The organism is Caproicibacter fermentans (assembly GCF_014303955.1).
GTDB classification, from domain to species: domain Bacteria; phylum Bacillota; class Clostridia; order Oscillospirales; family Acutalibacteraceae; genus Caproicibacter; species Caproicibacter fermentans.
Genome location: NZ_CP060286.1, coordinates 1767381 through 1782875 on the forward strand (window position 1 = coordinate 1767381; position 15495 = coordinate 1782875).

General features: G+C 55.1%; 17 protein-coding genes. 8 read left to right on the plus strand and 9 right to left on the minus strand.

What is annotated here, in order from left to right; all coding sequences use genetic code 11:
• Positions 1 to 455: 455 nt before the first annotated feature.
• The 7 genes from HCR03_RS08750 (at position 456) to HCR03_RS08780 (ending at position 5985) form a co-directional block, all read left to right on the plus strand.
• Positions 456 to 1388 (plus strand): MalY/PatB family protein, encoded by a 933-nt coding sequence (locus HCR03_RS08750; protein WP_407926862.1) that lies wholly within the window; start codon positions 456 to 458, stop codon positions 1386 to 1388.
• 95 nt (positions 1389 to 1483) lie between these two features.
• The gene (dinB, locus tag HCR03_RS08755) at positions 1484 to 2704 is read left to right on the plus strand and encodes a DNA polymerase IV (RefSeq protein WP_187037740.1); all 1221 of its coding nucleotides are present in this window, start codon (positions 1484 to 1486) and stop codon (positions 2702 to 2704) included.
• 12 nt (positions 2705 to 2716) lie between these two features.
• On the plus strand, positions 2717 to 3136 hold the full coding sequence (locus tag HCR03_RS08760) for a PPC domain-containing DNA-binding protein (RefSeq protein ID WP_066644936.1): 420 nt from the start codon (positions 2717 to 2719) through the stop codon (positions 3134 to 3136).
• 12 nt (positions 3137 to 3148) lie between these two features.
• The gene (locus tag HCR03_RS08765) at positions 3149 to 3442 is read left to right on the plus strand and encodes a Dabb family protein (RefSeq protein ID WP_066644940.1); all 294 of its coding nucleotides are present in this window, start codon (positions 3149 to 3151) and stop codon (positions 3440 to 3442) included.
• Positions 3443 to 3629: 187 nt separating this feature from the next.
• A complete protein-coding gene (locus HCR03_RS08770) occupies positions 3630 to 4514 on the plus strand; it encodes an amino acid ABC transporter substrate-binding protein (protein ID WP_187037742.1) in 885 nt (294 codons plus the stop codon).
• A 53-nt stretch (positions 4515 to 4567) separates the two neighbouring features.
• Positions 4568 to 5209: an amino acid ABC transporter permease gene (locus tag HCR03_RS08775; RefSeq protein WP_156989701.1), complete on the plus strand. Its 642-nt coding sequence runs from the start codon at positions 4568 to 4570 to the stop codon at positions 5207 to 5209.
• 11 nt (positions 5210 to 5220) lie between these two features.
• Positions 5221 to 5985 carry an amino acid ABC transporter ATP-binding protein gene (locus HCR03_RS08780; protein WP_066644944.1) on the plus strand — a complete coding sequence of 255 codons (765 nt, stop codon included), beginning with the start codon at positions 5221 to 5223 and terminating at the stop codon, positions 5983 to 5985.
• Between the two features lie 9 nt (positions 5986 to 5994).
• On the opposite strand, the gene HCR03_RS08785 is transcribed toward HCR03_RS08780, so the two are convergent.
• From HCR03_RS08785 to HCR03_RS08805, 5 genes are all read right to left on the minus strand, one after another.
• The gene (locus HCR03_RS08785; protein ID WP_187037744.1) at positions 5995 to 6603 is read right to left on the minus strand and encodes an HAD family hydrolase; all 609 of its coding nucleotides are present in this window, start codon (positions 6601 to 6603) and stop codon (positions 5995 to 5997) included.
• Between the two features lie 112 nt (positions 6604 to 6715).
• The gene (locus HCR03_RS08790; protein ID WP_083210045.1) at positions 6716 to 6868 is read right to left on the minus strand and encodes a FeoB-associated Cys-rich membrane protein; all 153 of its coding nucleotides are present in this window, start codon (positions 6866 to 6868) and stop codon (positions 6716 to 6718) included.
• Between the two features lie 18 nt (positions 6869 to 6886).
• On the minus strand, positions 6887 to 8893 hold the full coding sequence (gene feoB / locus HCR03_RS08795) for a ferrous iron transport protein B (protein WP_156989700.1): 2007 nt from the start codon (positions 8891 to 8893) through the stop codon (positions 6887 to 6889).
• A gap of 4 nt (positions 8894 to 8897) precedes the next feature.
• Positions 8898 to 9122 carry a FeoA family protein gene (locus tag HCR03_RS08800; protein WP_066644948.1) on the minus strand — a complete coding sequence of 75 codons (225 nt, stop codon included), beginning with the start codon at positions 9120 to 9122 and terminating at the stop codon, positions 8898 to 8900.
• A 208-nt stretch (positions 9123 to 9330) separates the two neighbouring features.
• A complete protein-coding gene (locus HCR03_RS08805) occupies positions 9331 to 10278 on the minus strand; it encodes an L-lactate dehydrogenase (protein ID WP_066644949.1) in 948 nt (315 codons plus the stop codon).
• A gap of 279 nt (positions 10279 to 10557) precedes the next feature.
• On the opposite strand from HCR03_RS08805, the gene HCR03_RS08810 reads away from it, so the two are divergent.
• Positions 10558 to 11253 carry an SGNH/GDSL hydrolase family protein gene (locus tag HCR03_RS08810; protein WP_187037746.1) on the plus strand — a complete coding sequence of 232 codons (696 nt, stop codon included), beginning with the start codon at positions 10558 to 10560 and terminating at the stop codon, positions 11251 to 11253.
• 187 nt (positions 11254 to 11440) lie between these two features.
• Here the strand turns inward: HCR03_RS08810 and ptsP are convergent, their stop codons facing one another.
• From ptsP to HCR03_RS08830, 4 genes are all read right to left on the minus strand, one after another.
• Complete coding sequence (gene ptsP / locus HCR03_RS08815) at positions 11441 to 13180, minus strand: phosphoenolpyruvate--protein phosphotransferase (protein WP_187037748.1); 1740 nt, start codon at positions 13178 to 13180, stop codon at positions 11441 to 11443.
• Positions 13181 to 13242: 62 nt separating this feature from the next.
• Positions 13243 to 13509, minus strand: a complete 267-nt coding sequence (locus HCR03_RS08820) for an HPr family phosphocarrier protein (RefSeq protein ID WP_066644955.1) — start codon at positions 13507 to 13509, stop codon at positions 13243 to 13245.
• Between the two features lie 40 nt (positions 13510 to 13549).
• Positions 13550 to 14008, minus strand: a complete 459-nt coding sequence (locus HCR03_RS08825) for a PTS sugar transporter subunit IIA (protein ID WP_187037750.1) — start codon at positions 14006 to 14008, stop codon at positions 13550 to 13552.
• Between the two features lie 73 nt (positions 14009 to 14081).
• Positions 14082 to 15488, minus strand: a complete 1407-nt coding sequence (locus HCR03_RS08830) for a PTS fructose transporter subunit IIC (protein ID WP_156989698.1) — start codon at positions 15486 to 15488, stop codon at positions 14082 to 14084.
• Positions 15489 to 15495 lie beyond the last annotated feature (7 nt).

Here is a 15495-nt window from a genome sequence, read left to right on the forward strand (position 1 = left end):
CAAAAACTAGGCTGTTTTCCCGGCGCAGCGGGGCTCCGCCGGGGTGCTCCGGCTGACTGTGCAATCCATTGCAATCCGGCTAAAAAAAGGGTATAGTAGAGCTTGAAGAAAGCAGAGAGGCTTCCCGAAAAGGACGCCTCGTTTTTTATTCCAAGGAAATGAGGGAAATCTCAAAATGAAGTACGATTTTACTTCTATTATGGACCGCCGCGGAAAAGACGCGGTCGCGGTGGACGGTTTGGGCACGGAGCCCGGATTTGTTCCCGAACTCCCGAAAGAGGGTTTCGACGTCATCCCGATGTGGGTTGCGGATATGAACTTTCCTACTGTCCCCACCGTTGGACAGGCGATGATCGAACGAGTAAATCACCCCCGCCTTCGGGTACTTCAATCCCACCGGCGAGTACTACGATTCTATCATCAAGTGGCACGAAAGCCGCAACCGGGTAACCGGCCTGACCCGCGAGTGCATCGGGTACGAAAACGGCGTCCTCGGCGGAGTGATCTCCACTCTCTGCGCTTTTACCGCGCCAGGAGACGCCGTTCTTCTGCACTCCCCCACCTATATCGGTTTTACCAAAAGCGTGACGAACAGCGGCCGCAGGATCGTGCACAGTCCTCTTCGGAAGGATGAAAACGGAGTCTGGCGCATGGATTACGAAGACATGGACGCGAAAATCAAGGCCAGCAAAATCCACGCGGCGATTTTTTGCAGCCCCCACAATCCCTGCGGACGCGTGTGGGAGCAGTGGGAAATTGAAAAAGCTATGAAGGTCTATGCGGCGAACGACTGTATTGTAATCTCCGACGAAATCTGGTCCGACATTATTTTAAACGGAAACCGGCATATTCCCACCCAGTCGGTCAGTGAAGACGCCCGAAACCGCACCGTCGCGCTCTACGCGCCCAGCAAGACCTTCAATCTTGCCGGGCTGGTCGGGTCATACCATATCATTTATAATTCCTATCTGCGCGACCGCGTTCGGGCGCAAAGCAGCAAATCCCATTATAACGAAATGAATGTGCTGAGCATGCACGCGCTGATCGGCGCTTACCGGCCCGAAGGCTATGAATGGCTGGACGAGCTTCGCGAAGTGTTAAGCGGCAACGTGAACTATGCCTGCGATTATATTGCGCGCCGTTTCAGCGGCGTGAACGTGTCCAAGCCCCAGGGGACCTACATGCTTTTCCCGGACTGCGGGCAGTGGTGCGAAAACCGCGGCAAAACCCTTGACGAGCTGTTGAAAAGCGGCTGGGACGTCGGCGTCGCCTGGCAGGACGGCCGCATGTTTCATGGCGCCTCCTCCATCCGCATGAACCTGGCGCTTCCTCTGAGCAGAGTCGAAGAGGCAATGAACCGCTTGGACAAATACGTCTTCAACGCATAGCCAAGCATAAAGCACCCTCGTCTTCTCCCCGTTTTTTTATGCGGGTTCTGTTTTTCGGCCAAAGAATATGGTATGATGTCGGAGGGGTATGCCGCATGGAACGCACGATTTTACACTGTGACTGCAACGGATTTTTCGCATCCGTCGAATGTATGCTGCGCCCCGAGCTCAAAAACGTGCCGATGGCGGTCTGCGGCGACCCGGAGAGCCGGCACGGTATCATCCTTGCGAAAAACGAGCAGGCGAAAGCATACGGCATCCGCACCGCAGAAACCATCTGGCAGGCAAAGCGCAAATGCCCCCAGCTGGTTCTGGCAGCGCCCCGTTTTCGGGAATACCGGCGGATTTCCCAACAGATTAATGAAATTTACCGCAGATACACCGATCTGGTGGAGCCGTTCAGCATCGACGAAAGCTGGCTGGACGTTACGGGGAGCCGGGTACTGTTCGGCGATGGACGGCAGATTGCGGACCGGCTGCGCGAAACGGTCCGCCGCGAAATCGGCATCACCATCTCCGTCGGCGTTTCGTTTAACAAAATTTTCGCTAAACTTGGCAGCGACTATAAAAAGCCGGACGCGACGACGGTCATCAGCCCCGAGAATTATCAAAGAATCGTCTGGCCCCTTCCCGTCGACGCGTTGATGTTCTGCGGCGAAAAGGCCGCGCAGACGCTGGCCGGCCTTGGAATTCACACCATCGGCGACCTTGCTGCGTGCAGCCCGGAACTGTTGTCTTCCCGCCTTGGGAAAGCCGGAGCACAGCTGTATGAGTTTGCAAACGGCAGAGACTCGAGCCCCGTCGCGGACGGACGGAGCAGGCAGGAAATAAAAAGTGTCGGCAACAGCGTCACATTCCGCCGCGACCTGAGCGGCCCGGAGGACATCCGGAAAGCCGTTCAGGCCCTTGCGGACAGCGTAGCCTCCCGTCTGCGAAGGCAAAAGCTGAAGTGCTGGGTGGTACAGGTCGGAATCAAGGACCCGTCGTTTCGGTATATCACCCGGCAGAAAACACTTGCCGCCCCCACTCACCTCGCCCGTCTTCTGGCGGCGGCCGGAGAGGAGCTGATGGCGGCCTGCTGGAATGCGAGCGCGCCGATCCGAATGCTTTCGCTCTCCGGAACCGGACTGGTGCCCGAAGACGCGCCGGGGGAACAGCTCTGCTTTTTCGGCGGGGATGTTTTGCGGGGCAGCGAAAAGGAAGAGCGGCTTGAAACCGCGATGGACCGCATCCGCGGCCGTTTCGGCAGCGGCGCGGTGAAATTCGGCGGACTTTTGAAAGAAGATCTTGGGCTTGACGGCCTGCATCGGGAATAAGGAGGATTCATTATGAAATGCAAAAAATTCGGCGGCACGCTGGTTTTGCGGGTGGACCGCGGCGAAGAGCTGATTCAGGCGATTCAGAACGCGTGTGAACGGGAAAACGTCAAATTCGGGTCCATTACGGGCCTCGGCGCCGTCGACCACGCCGTGGTCGGCCTTTACCGTGTCGCGGAGCATCGGTACTATTCCAACACCTTTGACGGCGAAATGGAACTGACCTCGCTCGTCGGCAGTGTTACTGAAATGAGCGGACGGGCTTATCTGCATCTGCATGCCAATTTTGCAACGGCCGACGGGCAGGTGGTCGGCGGCCACCTGAACGAGGCTGTCGTCAGCGGAACCGGCGAAATTTTCATCCAAATCATAGGCGGCGGTCTGGGGCGGCGCGCCGACGCGGTGACAGGCTTAAATCTATTCGATCTGTAAAGGGGGAAAACCATGATCAGACATCTTGTATTCTGGACCTTAAAGCCGGAGGAAAAGGACCGTGTCAACGAAATTGCAGCGGACCTCAGACATAAATTTCAGGCTCTGCTCGGTACCGTGGACGGCCTGGAAGCCATCGAGCTGGGGCAAAACTACAACGGCGGCGACTTCGACCTTGTTTTAAACTGCACTTTTTCCACCAAGGAGGCGGAACGGGCCTACCAGACGCATCCGGCCCATCTCGCCATCAAAAGCGCGGTTCATACGCTCGTCTGCGCCAGAGCAAGCGCGGATTACGAAATTTGATTCCCGGCGCGGACGGCGCGAGGCCGAAAAAAGCCTCGCGCCGTTTTTGGGTCCGCCGCAGCGGCCCGGACTTTTCGCAAATGGTTTGCGGAAAAGTCCGGAAAAATCATTTTGCCCCTTTACTTTACTCTGCTAATTCGTTAATATAGTAAGGTACAAATGAATCAATTACATAAGGATGGTTTTTATGAAAAAACTGATCGTTTTCTTAATGACGGCAGCCCTGACGATTTCCTTTGCAGGCTGTTCTTCCGCCCCCGCCGCGACGCAGCAGACGCCTTCCGCCGCTGTCTCTTCAGGGGCGGCGTCCGGGTCCTCCGCGCCGGACGGCTCATGGGACAAAGTCAAATCAGCTGGAAAACTGGTTCTGGGGCTGGACAAGGCTTTTCCGCCGATGGGGTATGTCGACACGCAGACCGGCAAACTGGTCGGCTTTGACATTGACCTTGCCAAAGAGGCCTGCAAACGCCTTGGCATTGAACTGTCGCTGCAGCCGATCGACTGGGACAACAAAACGGCGGAGCTGAACAACGGCAACGTGGACTGTCTCTGGAACGGTTTTTCCAAAACTCCCGAGCGGGACCGGGAATTCGCTTTAAGTATTCCCTACATGAAAAACAATCAGATTATTCTGATAAAATCCGGCTCAAATTACAAAGGCCTTGGCAGCCTCGCGGGCAAAACCGTCGGCGTACAGGCGGATTCCAGCGCCGAAACCGCGTTAAACGACAATCCTGATTTCAAAAGCTCTTTGAAAAGCGTCGTGAAAATTGACGATTACAGCAAAGCGGTTCTCGAAATCCAGAACGGCACCATTGACGCAATCGCCATTGACGAAATCGTCGCCCGCTATTATCTGACGAAAAATCCCGGCGCCTACTCTGTTTTGCAGGATCAGGACGGCAAGGACGCATCGCTTGCAACGGAGGACTACGTTGTGGCGTTCCGGAAATCCGATATCGCCCTCAAGGAAAAAATCGAGGGCGCTCTGAAGGATATGGCCAAAGACGGAACCATGGCCGATCTTTCGAAAAAATGGTTCGGGAAGGACGTCACCACCGTCGGCAAATAAGCGGGCTGCTCCGCCCCGGCGAGTCTATCAATCGATGGAGGGCTTGATCCCCTATGAATTACACCGTGCTGCTTTCACAAATGCTGCAGGCCACGCTGATGTCTCTGCGTATCTTCTTTTCGACCCTGTTGTTTTCCGTTCCGCTGGGGCTTCTTGTCGCCGCGGGGCGCAGGTCAAAGGTAAAGGCGGTCAATCTGCCCGTGCGGTTTTACATCCTGCTGATGCGCGGCACCCCGCTGATGCTTCAGCTCCTGTTCATATTTTACGGTCTGAAGCCGCTGACCGGAATCCAGCTTGACCGTGTGGCTGCCGCGCAGGTCGCCTTTCTTTTGAATTACGCAGCCTATTTCGCGGAAATTTTCCGCGGAGGGATCGACGCGGTCCCAGCGGGGCAGTACGAAGCGGCCCGGGTTCTGGGCTTTACAAAGCGGCAGACGTTTTTCCGCATCGTCCTGCCGCAGGTCTGCAAAATGATTCTGCCGCCCATGAGCAATGAATTTATCAATCTGGTCAAGGACACCTCTCTGGCACAGGTCATCGGCGTAACAGAGCTTCTGCGCGTCACATCCGACTGGGTTTCCTCCGCCGTCAGCATGGCGCCGTTCGCGATCGCCGCCGTATTCTACCTATTGATGAACGCCGTTGTGACCCGCTGTTTCACCGTCGCGGAAGCCCGTATGAATTATTACCGTTAGGAGGAAGCCTTATGCCGTTACTGACCGCGCGCAACCTGTACAAAAGCTTTGACGGAACCGGTGTTCTGAAAGGGATTTCCCTCGACGTGGATAAAGGAGAGGTTCTGACTGTCATCGGCCCGTCCGGCTCGGGCAAAAGCACGCTTCTGCGCTGCATGACGCAGCTGGAAGCCGTCGACCGGGGCGAGATTTCCGTCTGCGGGGAGACGCTGGTGAAAACCGGTGAAAATCAGTCCGCCGTCTATTCCGACCGGGCGGCCTGCCGCCGGATTGCCCTTCACATCGGGCTGGTATTTCAGAATTTCAACCTTTTTCCTCACTTTTCCGTACTGCGGAACATTGCGGAAGCCCCGATGCACGTTCTTGGCAAAAAAAAGGCGGAGGCCGAGGCCTCCGCGATGGAACTGCTGAAAAAAATGGAACTGTCCGACAAGGCGGATTTTTACCCGTGCCAGCTTTCCGGCGGGCAGCAACAGCGCGTTTCCATTGCGAGAGCGCTGGCCATGAACCCGGACCTTCTGTTTTTTGACGAGCCGACCAGCGCGCTGGACCCGGAACTGACCGGGGAAATCTTAAAGGTCATCCGGGATCTGGCCGCCGAGCATATGACCATGGTGGTCGTCACCCATGAAATGGCTTTTGCGCGGGACGTGGCCGATCAGGTTGTCTTTATGGCCGACGGCGTCATTGTCGAACAGGGCACCCCGGAGCAGGTGTTCGCAAACACGCAGAGCGAACGCACAAAGGCCTTTTTGTCCCGTTTTAACGAATCCTGACCCCGGGGGCTAGACCCACACGCCCGCCTCCCGCAGCGCGGCGCAAAGCGCGGGAATATCCTGCTGAAAGCAGAACCCGCGCATGCCCAGCTTTTCCCCGGCCTCCACATTTTCCGGCCGGTCGTCGATAAAAAAGCATTCCGCCGGCAAAAGGCCGTATTTGCGAAAAAGAGCCTGATAAATTTCCGGTTCCGGCTTAACGCACCGCTCGTCAGCGGATACGATCATTCCGTCAAAGTGCTTCATGGCGGGGATATTCCGGTAAAAGCGGTAGAATCTGCCGCTCATGTTGGAGAGCAGGTAGATGGAATATCCGTTTGCCTTCAGCTGCCCGGCCACCGCTTCCATTTCATCGATCGGCACCAGAGCGTCGTGCCAGTGCTCATAAAGATAACGCGCCGTTTGGTGCAGGCGCGTGGGGATCCGTCCGGAGACCAGCGCGAAATATTCCTCGTCGCTCAGAGTACCGCGGTCGGTTTCCAGCCATTCCGGCGCGCAGAACAGTTCCCGGTGGATCAGCTCCGCGTCCGCGTCATCCGGGACATGTTCCCTGGTAAAGCTCATCGGTTCGTAGCGGAACAGCACCCATGCCATATCAAACACGATGTTTCGAATCATTTTTTCACCCCCGCAGAAGTTAATGCTTTCCATCGTAACATAAAAATCCCGTTTGTCAACCCCGCGGGATACGAAACGTCCCCGCAGCAACAGATTGCTCCGGGGACGTTTTTTATTTTTTCTCTTTCTTATCGCAGTTCTGATGATAGGGACACGCCGAGCAGTCCCCGCCGCAGGAGTGATTTCTGTGCCGCCAGGAATAGCGCGCTGCAAAAAAGAACAGCAGCGCCACAATCAGCAGAACAATCAAATCGACCGGACTCATCGCAGCGCCCCCTTTCTTTCAGCCTGCAACCAGGCGTCCCGCCTGATAAACCAGAAAAGCCGCAATCCATGCGACGCCGCACTGGTAAAAGACAACGCCGACCGCGCTGCGGACACTGCCCATCTCCTGGCGTACCGCGTTGACCGCCGCGATGCAGGGCGTGTACAGCAGTGTGAAGGTCAGGAATGTGAAAGCCGTCAGCGGGGTAAACAGAGTGGAAAGCGCCTGCGGCAGATTTGACACGTCCGTACCCGTAAGGACCGCCAACGTGCTGATGACCGCTTCCTTAGCGGTGAACCCGGTGATCAGCGCGGTGGAGGACATCCAGTCGCCGAACCCCAGCGGAGCGAAAATCGGCGCAATCCACCGGCCGATCATCGCCAGCATGCTGTCAGAGCCGGAGGAGACCGGATTAAACCTTGTGTCAAACGTCTGCAAGAACCAGATGATGATGGTCGCCACGAAAATTACGGTGAACGCCCGGACCAGAAAATCGCGAGCCTTGTCCCAGATGAGCAGCAGAACGCTCTTCGCGCTGGGCATCCGGTAATTCGGCAGCTCCATGACAAACGGGACCGGATTGCCGTGGAAAACGGTTCCCCGCATCAGCAGACCGCTTCCGACTCCCATCAGAATCCCCATCACATACAGCAGAATCATCACAAGGGCGGCATGTTTCGGGAAGAACGCCGCGGTAAAGACCGCGTAGATCGGCAGCTTGGCGCTGCAGCTCATGAACGGAGTCAGCAGAATCGTCATCTTGCGGTCGCGCTCGCTCGACAGAGTCCGCGTTGACATGATGGCGGGCACGGAGCAGCCGAAGCCGATCAGCATCGGGACGAAGCTCCGGCCCGACAGGCCGATCCGGCGAAGCAGTTTGTCCATGACAAACGCGACCCTCGCCATATAACCGCTGTCCTCCAGAATCGACAAAAAGAAAAACAAAACCACAATGATCGGCAGGAACTGAAGCACGCTGCCCACCCCGGCGAACACGCCGTCAATGACCAGCGATTTCACGATCGGGTTGATTCCGTACGCCGTCAGCCCTGCATCCGCAGCATCCGTCACGGCGGTGATTCCAAGGGAAAGCAAATCGCTTAAAGCGGTGCCGATCACGCCGAACGTCAGCCAGAAGATCAGCATCATAATCAGAAGAAAAATCGGAATCGCCAGATATTTACCGGTGAGCACCCTGTCGATGGCAACGCTCCTGCGGTGCTCTCTGGACTCCCCCATTTTCACAACGGTGGATGCGCAGAGGCTTTCGATAAAGGAATACCGCATATCGGCAAGCGCGGCTTCCCGGTCTGTGCCCAGCTCCCGCTCCATCTCCGTCACGTCGTGCATCACCATATCGATTTCGTTTTCAGAAAGGCGGAGCGCCTTCCTCATCGGCTCGTCCCCCTCCACCAGCTTTGTTGCGGCGAACCGGGGCGGAACCTTGATGCGCTGCGCGTGGTCTTCCACCATATGCGCAATGGAATGAATCGTCCGATGTACGGCGCCGGAGCAGAAATCCTGCCGTCTGGGGGCGCGCTTGGCCTCGGCGACCTCAAGGACGGTATCGATCAGCTCCTCCACGCCCTCGTTCTTACTCGCGGAAATCGGAATCACCGGAACGCCGAGCTGTTTTTGAAACTCCTTGATTTTTATGGTCCCGCCGTTTGCTCGAACCTCATCCATCATATTGAGAGCAATCACCATTGGAATATCCAGTTCGATGAGCTGCATACTCAAATAGAGATTTCGCTCAATATTGGTCGCGTCCACGATGTTAATGATGGCGTCCGGATTGTTGTTGAGCAGAAAATCGCGCGTTACGATCTCTTCGTTTGAATACGGGGACAAGGAATAAATCCCCGGCAAATCGACCACCGTAACGTCTTTATGCCCTCGGATCTGCCCGTCCTTTCTTGCAACGGTGACCCCCGGGAAGTTTCCCACATGTTGATTGGATCCGGTCAGCTGATTAAAAAGGGTTGTTTTACCGCAGTTCTGGTTTCCCGCAAGCCCCAGGATCATGTATTTATGCCTCCTCAATTACGATCTTTTTTGCGTCGTCCATCCGGAGAGTCAATTCGTAACCCCGCAGATGAATCTCAATCGGGTCGCCCATCGGCGCCATTTTTCTTACCATCACCTCCGTGTTCGGCGTCAGTCCCATATCCAGCAGACGGCGGCGCAGCGCGCCCTCTCCCCGCACTTCGACAATTTTGGAACTTTTTCCGATCTTCAGCCGATCAAGTGTCATTTTCCCTTTGCTCCTTTCGTAGTCAGGATCCTGTTCTTCAGTTAGTCACTGCTAACATTAATAGTTTATGCTTCCGTCCCCCTTTTGTCAATAGCCATTTGAATGTATTTGCCCGGGGGCCGTCATCCCATTTCCGGCAATTCGCCGGATTCGTTTCCGGAGCAAAAAAAGGAGGGCTTTTCAGCCCTCCGAAAGAATTCAACGCACCTTATGACAAATCAAGCGTATCCAGAACTTTTTTAAGAGACTCGGCGGATTTGAGAAGCTTCAGCTGTTCGTCGCCGCTCAGTCCGACGTCCACTACCTTTTCCACGCCCTCGCTGCCGACGATTGTCGGAATCCCCATACAGATTCCGTTCAGGCCGTAATAGCCTTCGATCAGGCTGGAAACCGGCAGAATCGAGCGTTCGTCCCTCATGATGCACTCCGCGATGCGGCGAACCGCCATGGCGATGCCGTAATAGGTCGCGCCCTTTTTCTGAATGATCTCATAGGCGCTGTCGCGCACATCCTCATACAGCTTCTGCATATTCTGCTCGTGTTCAAAGTGCCCGCACAGCTCGCAGAACCGGTACAGTTCCACGCCGGATACATTGGCGCTGCTCCAGACCGCCAGCTCGCTGTCTCCGTGTTCGCCGATGATGTAAGCGTGCACGCTGCGGCTGTCGACGCCCAGGCGCTGCCCGAGCAGATATTTCAGCCTCGCCGTGTCCAGCACCGTGCCGGAGCCGATGACGCGGCTCGGCGGGAACCCGGACAGCTTGAGGGCCGTATAGGTAAGGATGTCGACCGGATTTGACACAACCAGAAGGATCCCCTCACATTGTCTCTTTTTGATTTCCGGGATAATCTGCTTAAAAATCCCGACGTTCTTATTGACCAGATCCAGCCTCGTCTCGCCCGGCTTCTGATTGGCGCCGGCGGTTACCACAATCAGCCCGCAGTCGGCAATATCATCGTAGGCGCCCGCCGAAATCTCAATCGGGCGCGCAAACGGAGCGCCGTGGCTCAGGTCCATCGCTTCTCCTTCCGCCTTGTCACGGTTCGCGTCGATCAGGACCAGCTCGGAAAACAGGCCGCTCTGCATCAGGCTGAAAGCCGACGCCGCCCCCACGAATCCGCATCCGATGATCGCGCATTTTCTTACATTTACCATTCTTCTTTCACCGTCCCTTTTCTTTATATTTTAACTTCTGATTTATTTTACCCCATATGGCTTCAGATAAAAGTTGACTGATTTAATCCACTTATATTATAACGCCCTTTCTCCATTTTTCAATCGAGTTATTAGAATATTTTTCCATTTAAAAATATTTACAGGCCAGTATCTTTTTTACTTTTTCTGCATACGCTATTGACATATTTATAATTACACGATATAGTTTTAATAAGTAGATCACAGAATGTTAAACAGTAGAAAGAAGAGGAATGCGATATGGATTTATCTGTTTGCGTTTTTGGTGATTCCGTATCGAAAGGCGTGATTTTCGACAGTGTGCTGAAAAAATACACCCTTCTGCGCGACAGTTTCGCCAACCGGATTTCAGGCAGCTTTCCGGTCATGATTCGGAATTATTCGATATTCGGATGCACGGTTACCAAGGGGATGGATCTACTGCGGCGGCACTGGAACGAGCTTTCCAACTTCGATTATACGGTTCTGGAATTCGGCGGGAACGACTGTGACTTTGATTGGGCAGATATTTCAGAAAACCCCGAGCGGGAACATCTTCCGAAAACGCTGGTCGGCATTTTTGAGCAAAAGTACACGGAGCTGATCGAACAGGTGAAAAGAAGCGGAAGCCGGCCGGTTCTGCTGACCCTGCCGCCGATCGACGCCAAGCGATATTTCGCGTGGATTTCAAAGGGACTGAACGCCGGCGCAATTTTAAAATTTCTGGGCGATATTGAGCATATTTATCGTTGGCATGAACGATACAACCTGGCCGTATGCCGGGTTGCCAAAGAATGCAGCGTTCCGCTCATCGATATCAGCAGCGCGTTTCTGGAAAAGCACAATTATCAAACCCTCCTCTGCGAGGACGGAATCCACCCGAATGAAAACGGCCACCGTCTGATCTCCGGGGTCATCGGCGACACGATCAGAAATCTGCGGACCGCGACGGCATAGTGGTAAAAAGCAAGGGGCTGCCCAGAAAACCACTGACACAGCAGCCCCTTAAAGAAGAGGATCACCTGATTCCTATTGCGAATCAAGACGGCCGCAGTTTCGTTTGCGGATATTTTCTTCTGAAACCCGAAAGTCGATACGCTTCGGGAAAGCCCTGTCGAAACTGCGAAACGGGCGCGTCGCGTCTCTAAGATCGGATCACTCCGGAGCGGAAATCCAGAAGCAAATTGCGGACTTCCCGCGCGGATTTGCAGTTGACGGCTGTTTCGGCCAGGTTCCGGCAGGATTCGAACGCAAGCCTGCCGATTTCATATTTGACCTGGGCGATGGAATCCGAAGCCATGCTGAGCTCATCCAAGCCCAGGCCGATGAGCAGCGGAACGGCAAGCGGGTCCCCCGCCATGGAGCCGCACATGCCGATCGGGATATGATTCGCATGCGCCGCCTCCGACGTTTGCCGGATCAGCCTTGCAACGGCGGGATGGCAGTAGTCGTACAGATAGGACACCTGCTTGTTTCCCCGGTCGACCGCCAGAGAATACTGAACAAGGTCATTGGTTCCGACGCTGAAAAAATCGACTTCTTTTGCCAGAACATCCGCCATCAAGGCGGCGGAGGGAACCTCGATCATCATTCCGGTTTTGATCCGATCGTCAAAGGGAATTCCCTCTTTTGCAAGCTGTTCCTCCGCTTCTTCCAACATCGCTTTTGCGGCAGCCAGTTCCTCATAATCCGCAATCATCGGGAACATGATTGCCAGCTTCCCATAGCGGCTCGCCCTTAAAATCGCCCGAAGCTGGGTTTGGAAAAGTTCTTTCCGGTCAAGGCAGAGACGGATTGCCCGGTACCCCAAAAACGGGTTTGCCTCGCTGGCAATGCCAAGATATTTCACGTTCTTATCGCCGCCGATATCAAGCGTACGGACGATCACTTCACGCGGGGAGTAGCACTCCGCGATTTTTTTATACTCCTGAAACTGAATTTCTTCCCCGGGGGAGGACTGCCGGGAAAGATAAACCTGTTCCGTCCGAAACAGCCCAACCGCCTCCGCGCCCTCCCGGCTGGATCCCGCCGCGTCGGCATACGAGCCGATATTGGCGGCAACAACGATCCGTTTTCCGTCCGAAGTCCTCGCATCCTGTTGAGCGGACCGGAGATAAAGCTCCTCTTTCTTTCGCTCTTCCTCCCCTTTTCTTTCATACTCCGCAACCGTATCCGGCCGCGGGGCGGCAATACAGATTCCTTCGCTTCCGTCAAGAATCATCTCTTCGCCGTCCGAAACAGCTTCAAGGATGCCGGTGAGCCCAACGACAGCCGGAATCCGCAGCGACTTGGCGAAAATGGAGGTATGGGAAGTTTTTCCACCCCTCTCCGTGGCAAAGGCCAGGATAAAATCCCGGTTCATCTGAACGGTATCGGAGGGAGAAAGGTCGTCGGCGACCAGAATCACGGGATAATCGATAGCTGCAAGGCCCGACCGGTCCGCGCCGGTCAGGATCCCCAGCAGCCGGTTCCCCGCGTCGCGCACATCCGCTGCGCGCTCGCGCATATAGCTGTTTTGCATGTTTTCAAAGATAGCCGCGTATTTTTCCGTAACCTGACTGACCGCTTTTTCCGGTTTCAAAAGCTCTTCACGGATCAGCTTCCGGATTTCGGGACAGTATGCCGGATCGGAAAGGATGGTCTTTTGCCCCCTGATAACGGAAAGTTCTTCTTCCTTCAGTTTTCCGGCGGTTTTCGCGATCAGTTCCTCCACTTCGCGGACCGCCCTTTCGGCTGCCCGGTTAAAACGGTCTGTCTCTGCATCCGCTTCCCTCGGCTGAATTTTCCGTTCAGCGTCCGGCTTCGTCCCGTGTTGAAACAGACAGACTTTTCCCCGGCGGATTCCTCTGGATACGCCGATCCCCTGGAAGCTTCTTTCAGACATTCCATCACTCTCCGAAATATATGTTTGGATCAATTCCCGCGGCCGTCCGTGGGCCGCTGTCTTCATTCATCAAAATTTGTTGCAAACAGTTTTTCTACCATAGCCATCGCGGTATTTTCGTCCGGCCCGTCGACGAAAACCTCCACTTCTTCGCCCGTCTCCACCCCAAGGCTCATCATTCCCAGAATGCTTTTTGCGTCGGCCTTTTCACCGCCCGCTTTTTGAATCTCGATCCGCGACTGAAACGGCGTCGCCTGTTCCACCAGCACCTGAGCGGGCCTGAGATGAAACCCTTCTTTGCAGTTCATCACAAATTTTTTATTCAGCATAGTAAAATCCTTTCAAAAAGAATCGGCAGGTCTTTTCTGATTATTCATCGATCGATTTAATGACTTCCAGGATCTCTTCCGGCGTTGCCGCCTGTGCCAGCTTTTGGCGAAAATCCTCGTGCATCAGCCGTTTGGAAATCGCGATCAGGATTTTCAGGTGGTCGTTGCCCGCATTTTTCTCCGGGACTCCGATTAAAAAAACGCTCGTAACCGGCTTACCGTCAAAGGAATTCCAATCGACCGGAGCGGCAAGGCGGGCATAGGCAAGGCAGGGCGACTTTACGCCGTCCGATTTTCCGTGGGGGATCGCCACCCCGAAACCGATCCCCGTGGTCCCCTCGTTTTCCCGTTCCCGGACTGCGGCGAGATATTTTTCCTTGTCAGAAACATACCCGTATTGAACCATGCCGTCCGCCATGGTCCGGACCGCCTCTTCGCGGCTGGAAGCCGAAAGCCCCAGAAAAATAATGTTTTGATTCATAATGCTTGAAATGTTCATAACGATCCCCCAAAGGCCAGAACGGCCGAATCCAAGTTTTTCTGCGGCTCCGGTGCGGAGCCGCAGAAAGTGTTTACTTTATTTTTTCTTCGCTCACTTTATCTCTCTTCAACGCAAGAACCATCAGCGCCGTTACAGCGGAGCCGATCAAAATGGCAATTAGATACAGAAAAACATTGCTGACCGCGTTTGGAATCAGCATGACGAACAGCCCTCCGTGAGGCGCTCTCAGCAGGCACCCGAAGGCCTCCGAAAGTCCGCCGGCAATCGCCGAGCCCACCACGCAGGACGGAATTACGCGGAACGGGTCGGCTGCCGCGAACGGAATCGCGCCCTCCGTGATGAAGGAGAGCCCCAGAACCAGAGCGGCTTTTCCCGCTTCTTTTTCCTCGCGGTTAAATTTCTTTTTGGAAGCAAATGTCGCGATTGCCAGCCCGATGGGCGGAGTCATGCCAGCCGCCATTACAGCTGCCATCGGCGCGTAGACGCTGCTGGCGATCAGTGCGGTTCCCACCGTGTAGGCGGCTTTGTTGATCGGGCCGCCCATATCGGTCGCCATCATCGCGCCCATAATGACCCCAAGCAAAATCGCGTTGACGGTTCCCATATTCTTCAGCCATGCGACCAGTGCGTTCATCAGCATGGAGAACGGCGTGCCGATCACGAAAACCATCATAAGCCCCACCACGAGCGTGGACAGAAACGGAATAATCAAAATCGGTTTCAGACTTTCCAGACTCTTGGGCAAACGCATTTTGTCTTTCAGAAATTTCGCGAGATACCCCGCGAGAAAGCCTGAGAAGATTCCTCCCAGAAATCCGGCCCCCAGCGTGGACGAAAGCGCGCCGCCGATCAGACCGGGCGCTAGGCCGGGACGGTCTGCGATGGAAAACGCAATGTAGCCGGAAAGCACCGTCACCATCAGCCCCATCGCCGAATCGCCGATTGTTTTCAATCCCCAGGCGAGCGTTCCCGTCTGCTTGAACGCATAAATTCCAAACAGGAAGGAGCAGGCGATTGTCAGGCCTCCCGCAACAACAACCGGAATCATAAAGGACACGCCGGACATCAGGTGTTTGTAAGGACCCGTTCTGTCGGCGCTGCGCTCCGACTTGATTTTCTGTACGTTTTCCACATAGTCCGTCTTTGGCCGCTCCAGCGAGGCGTTTTCGGACGGCTTCATGGCAAGCGCCCGGTCGATCAGCCCGCCGGGGTCCTTGATCGCCGCGCCGGCCCCCACGCGAACAACCGGTTTTCCTTTGAAACGCCCCTCGTCCGCATCCATGTCGGCCGCAACGATAATTGCGTGCGCTTCGGCGATCTCTTCTTCGCTCAGCCGATTTTCCACTCCAACGGAGCCTCGCGTTTCCACCTTAATGGAAACGTTCTTTTCCTTGGCCGCTTTTTGCAATGCCTCAGCAGCCATATAGGTATGTGCGATTCCCGTGGGACATGCCGTTACCGCTAAAAGCTTTTTCATAGAAATC

What these genes read in the sequence shown, in the direction of transcription:
- dinB (WP_187037740.1), top strand. Translation starts at nt 1,484, where the DNA reads ATGGAACGCACGATTTTACACTGTGACTGCAACGGATTTTTCGCATCC.
- HCR03_RS08760 (WP_066644936.1), top strand. Translation starts at nt 2,717, where the DNA reads ATGAAATGCAAAAAATTCGGCGGCACGCTGGTTTTGCGGGTGGACCGC.
- HCR03_RS08765 (WP_066644940.1), top strand. Translation starts at nt 3,149, where the DNA reads ATGATCAGACATCTTGTATTCTGGACCTTAAAGCCGGAGGAAAAGGAC.
- HCR03_RS08770 (WP_187037742.1), top strand. Translation starts at nt 3,630, where the DNA reads ATGAAAAAACTGATCGTTTTCTTAATGACGGCAGCCCTGACGATTTCC.
- HCR03_RS08775 (WP_156989701.1), top strand. Translation starts at nt 4,568, where the DNA reads ATGAATTACACCGTGCTGCTTTCACAAATGCTGCAGGCCACGCTGATG.
- HCR03_RS08780 (WP_066644944.1), top strand. Translation starts at nt 5,221, where the DNA reads ATGCCGTTACTGACCGCGCGCAACCTGTACAAAAGCTTTGACGGAACC.
- HCR03_RS08785 (WP_187037744.1), bottom strand. Translation starts at nt 6,603, where the DNA reads ATGATTCGAAACATCGTGTTTGATATGGCATGGGTGCTGTTCCGCTAC.
- HCR03_RS08790 (WP_083210045.1), bottom strand. Translation starts at nt 6,868, where the DNA reads ATGAGTCCGGTCGATTTGATTGTTCTGCTGATTGTGGCGCTGCTGTTC.
- feoB (WP_156989700.1), bottom strand. Translation starts at nt 8,893, where the DNA reads ATGATCCTGGGGCTTGCGGGAAACCAGAACTGCGGTAAAACAACCCTT.
- HCR03_RS08800 (WP_066644948.1), bottom strand. Translation starts at nt 9,122, where the DNA reads ATGACACTTGATCGGCTGAAGATCGGAAAAAGTTCCAAAATTGTCGAA.
- HCR03_RS08805 (WP_066644949.1), bottom strand. Translation starts at nt 10,278, where the DNA reads ATGGTAAATGTAAGAAAATGCGCGATCATCGGATGCGGATTCGTGGGG.
- HCR03_RS08810 (WP_187037746.1), top strand. Translation starts at nt 10,558, where the DNA reads ATGGATTTATCTGTTTGCGTTTTTGGTGATTCCGTATCGAAAGGCGTG.
- ptsP (WP_187037748.1), bottom strand. Translation starts at nt 13,180, where the DNA reads ATGTCTGAAAGAAGCTTCCAGGGGATCGGCGTATCCAGAGGAATCCGC.
- HCR03_RS08820 (WP_066644955.1), bottom strand. Translation starts at nt 13,509, where the DNA reads ATGCTGAATAAAAAATTTGTGATGAACTGCAAAGAAGGGTTTCATCTC.
- HCR03_RS08825 (WP_187037750.1), bottom strand. Translation starts at nt 14,008, where the DNA reads ATGAACATTTCAAGCATTATGAATCAAAACATTATTTTTCTGGGGCTT.
- HCR03_RS08830 (WP_156989698.1), bottom strand. Translation starts at nt 15,488, where the DNA reads ATGAAAAAGCTTTTAGCGGTAACGGCATGTCCCACGGGAATCGCACAT.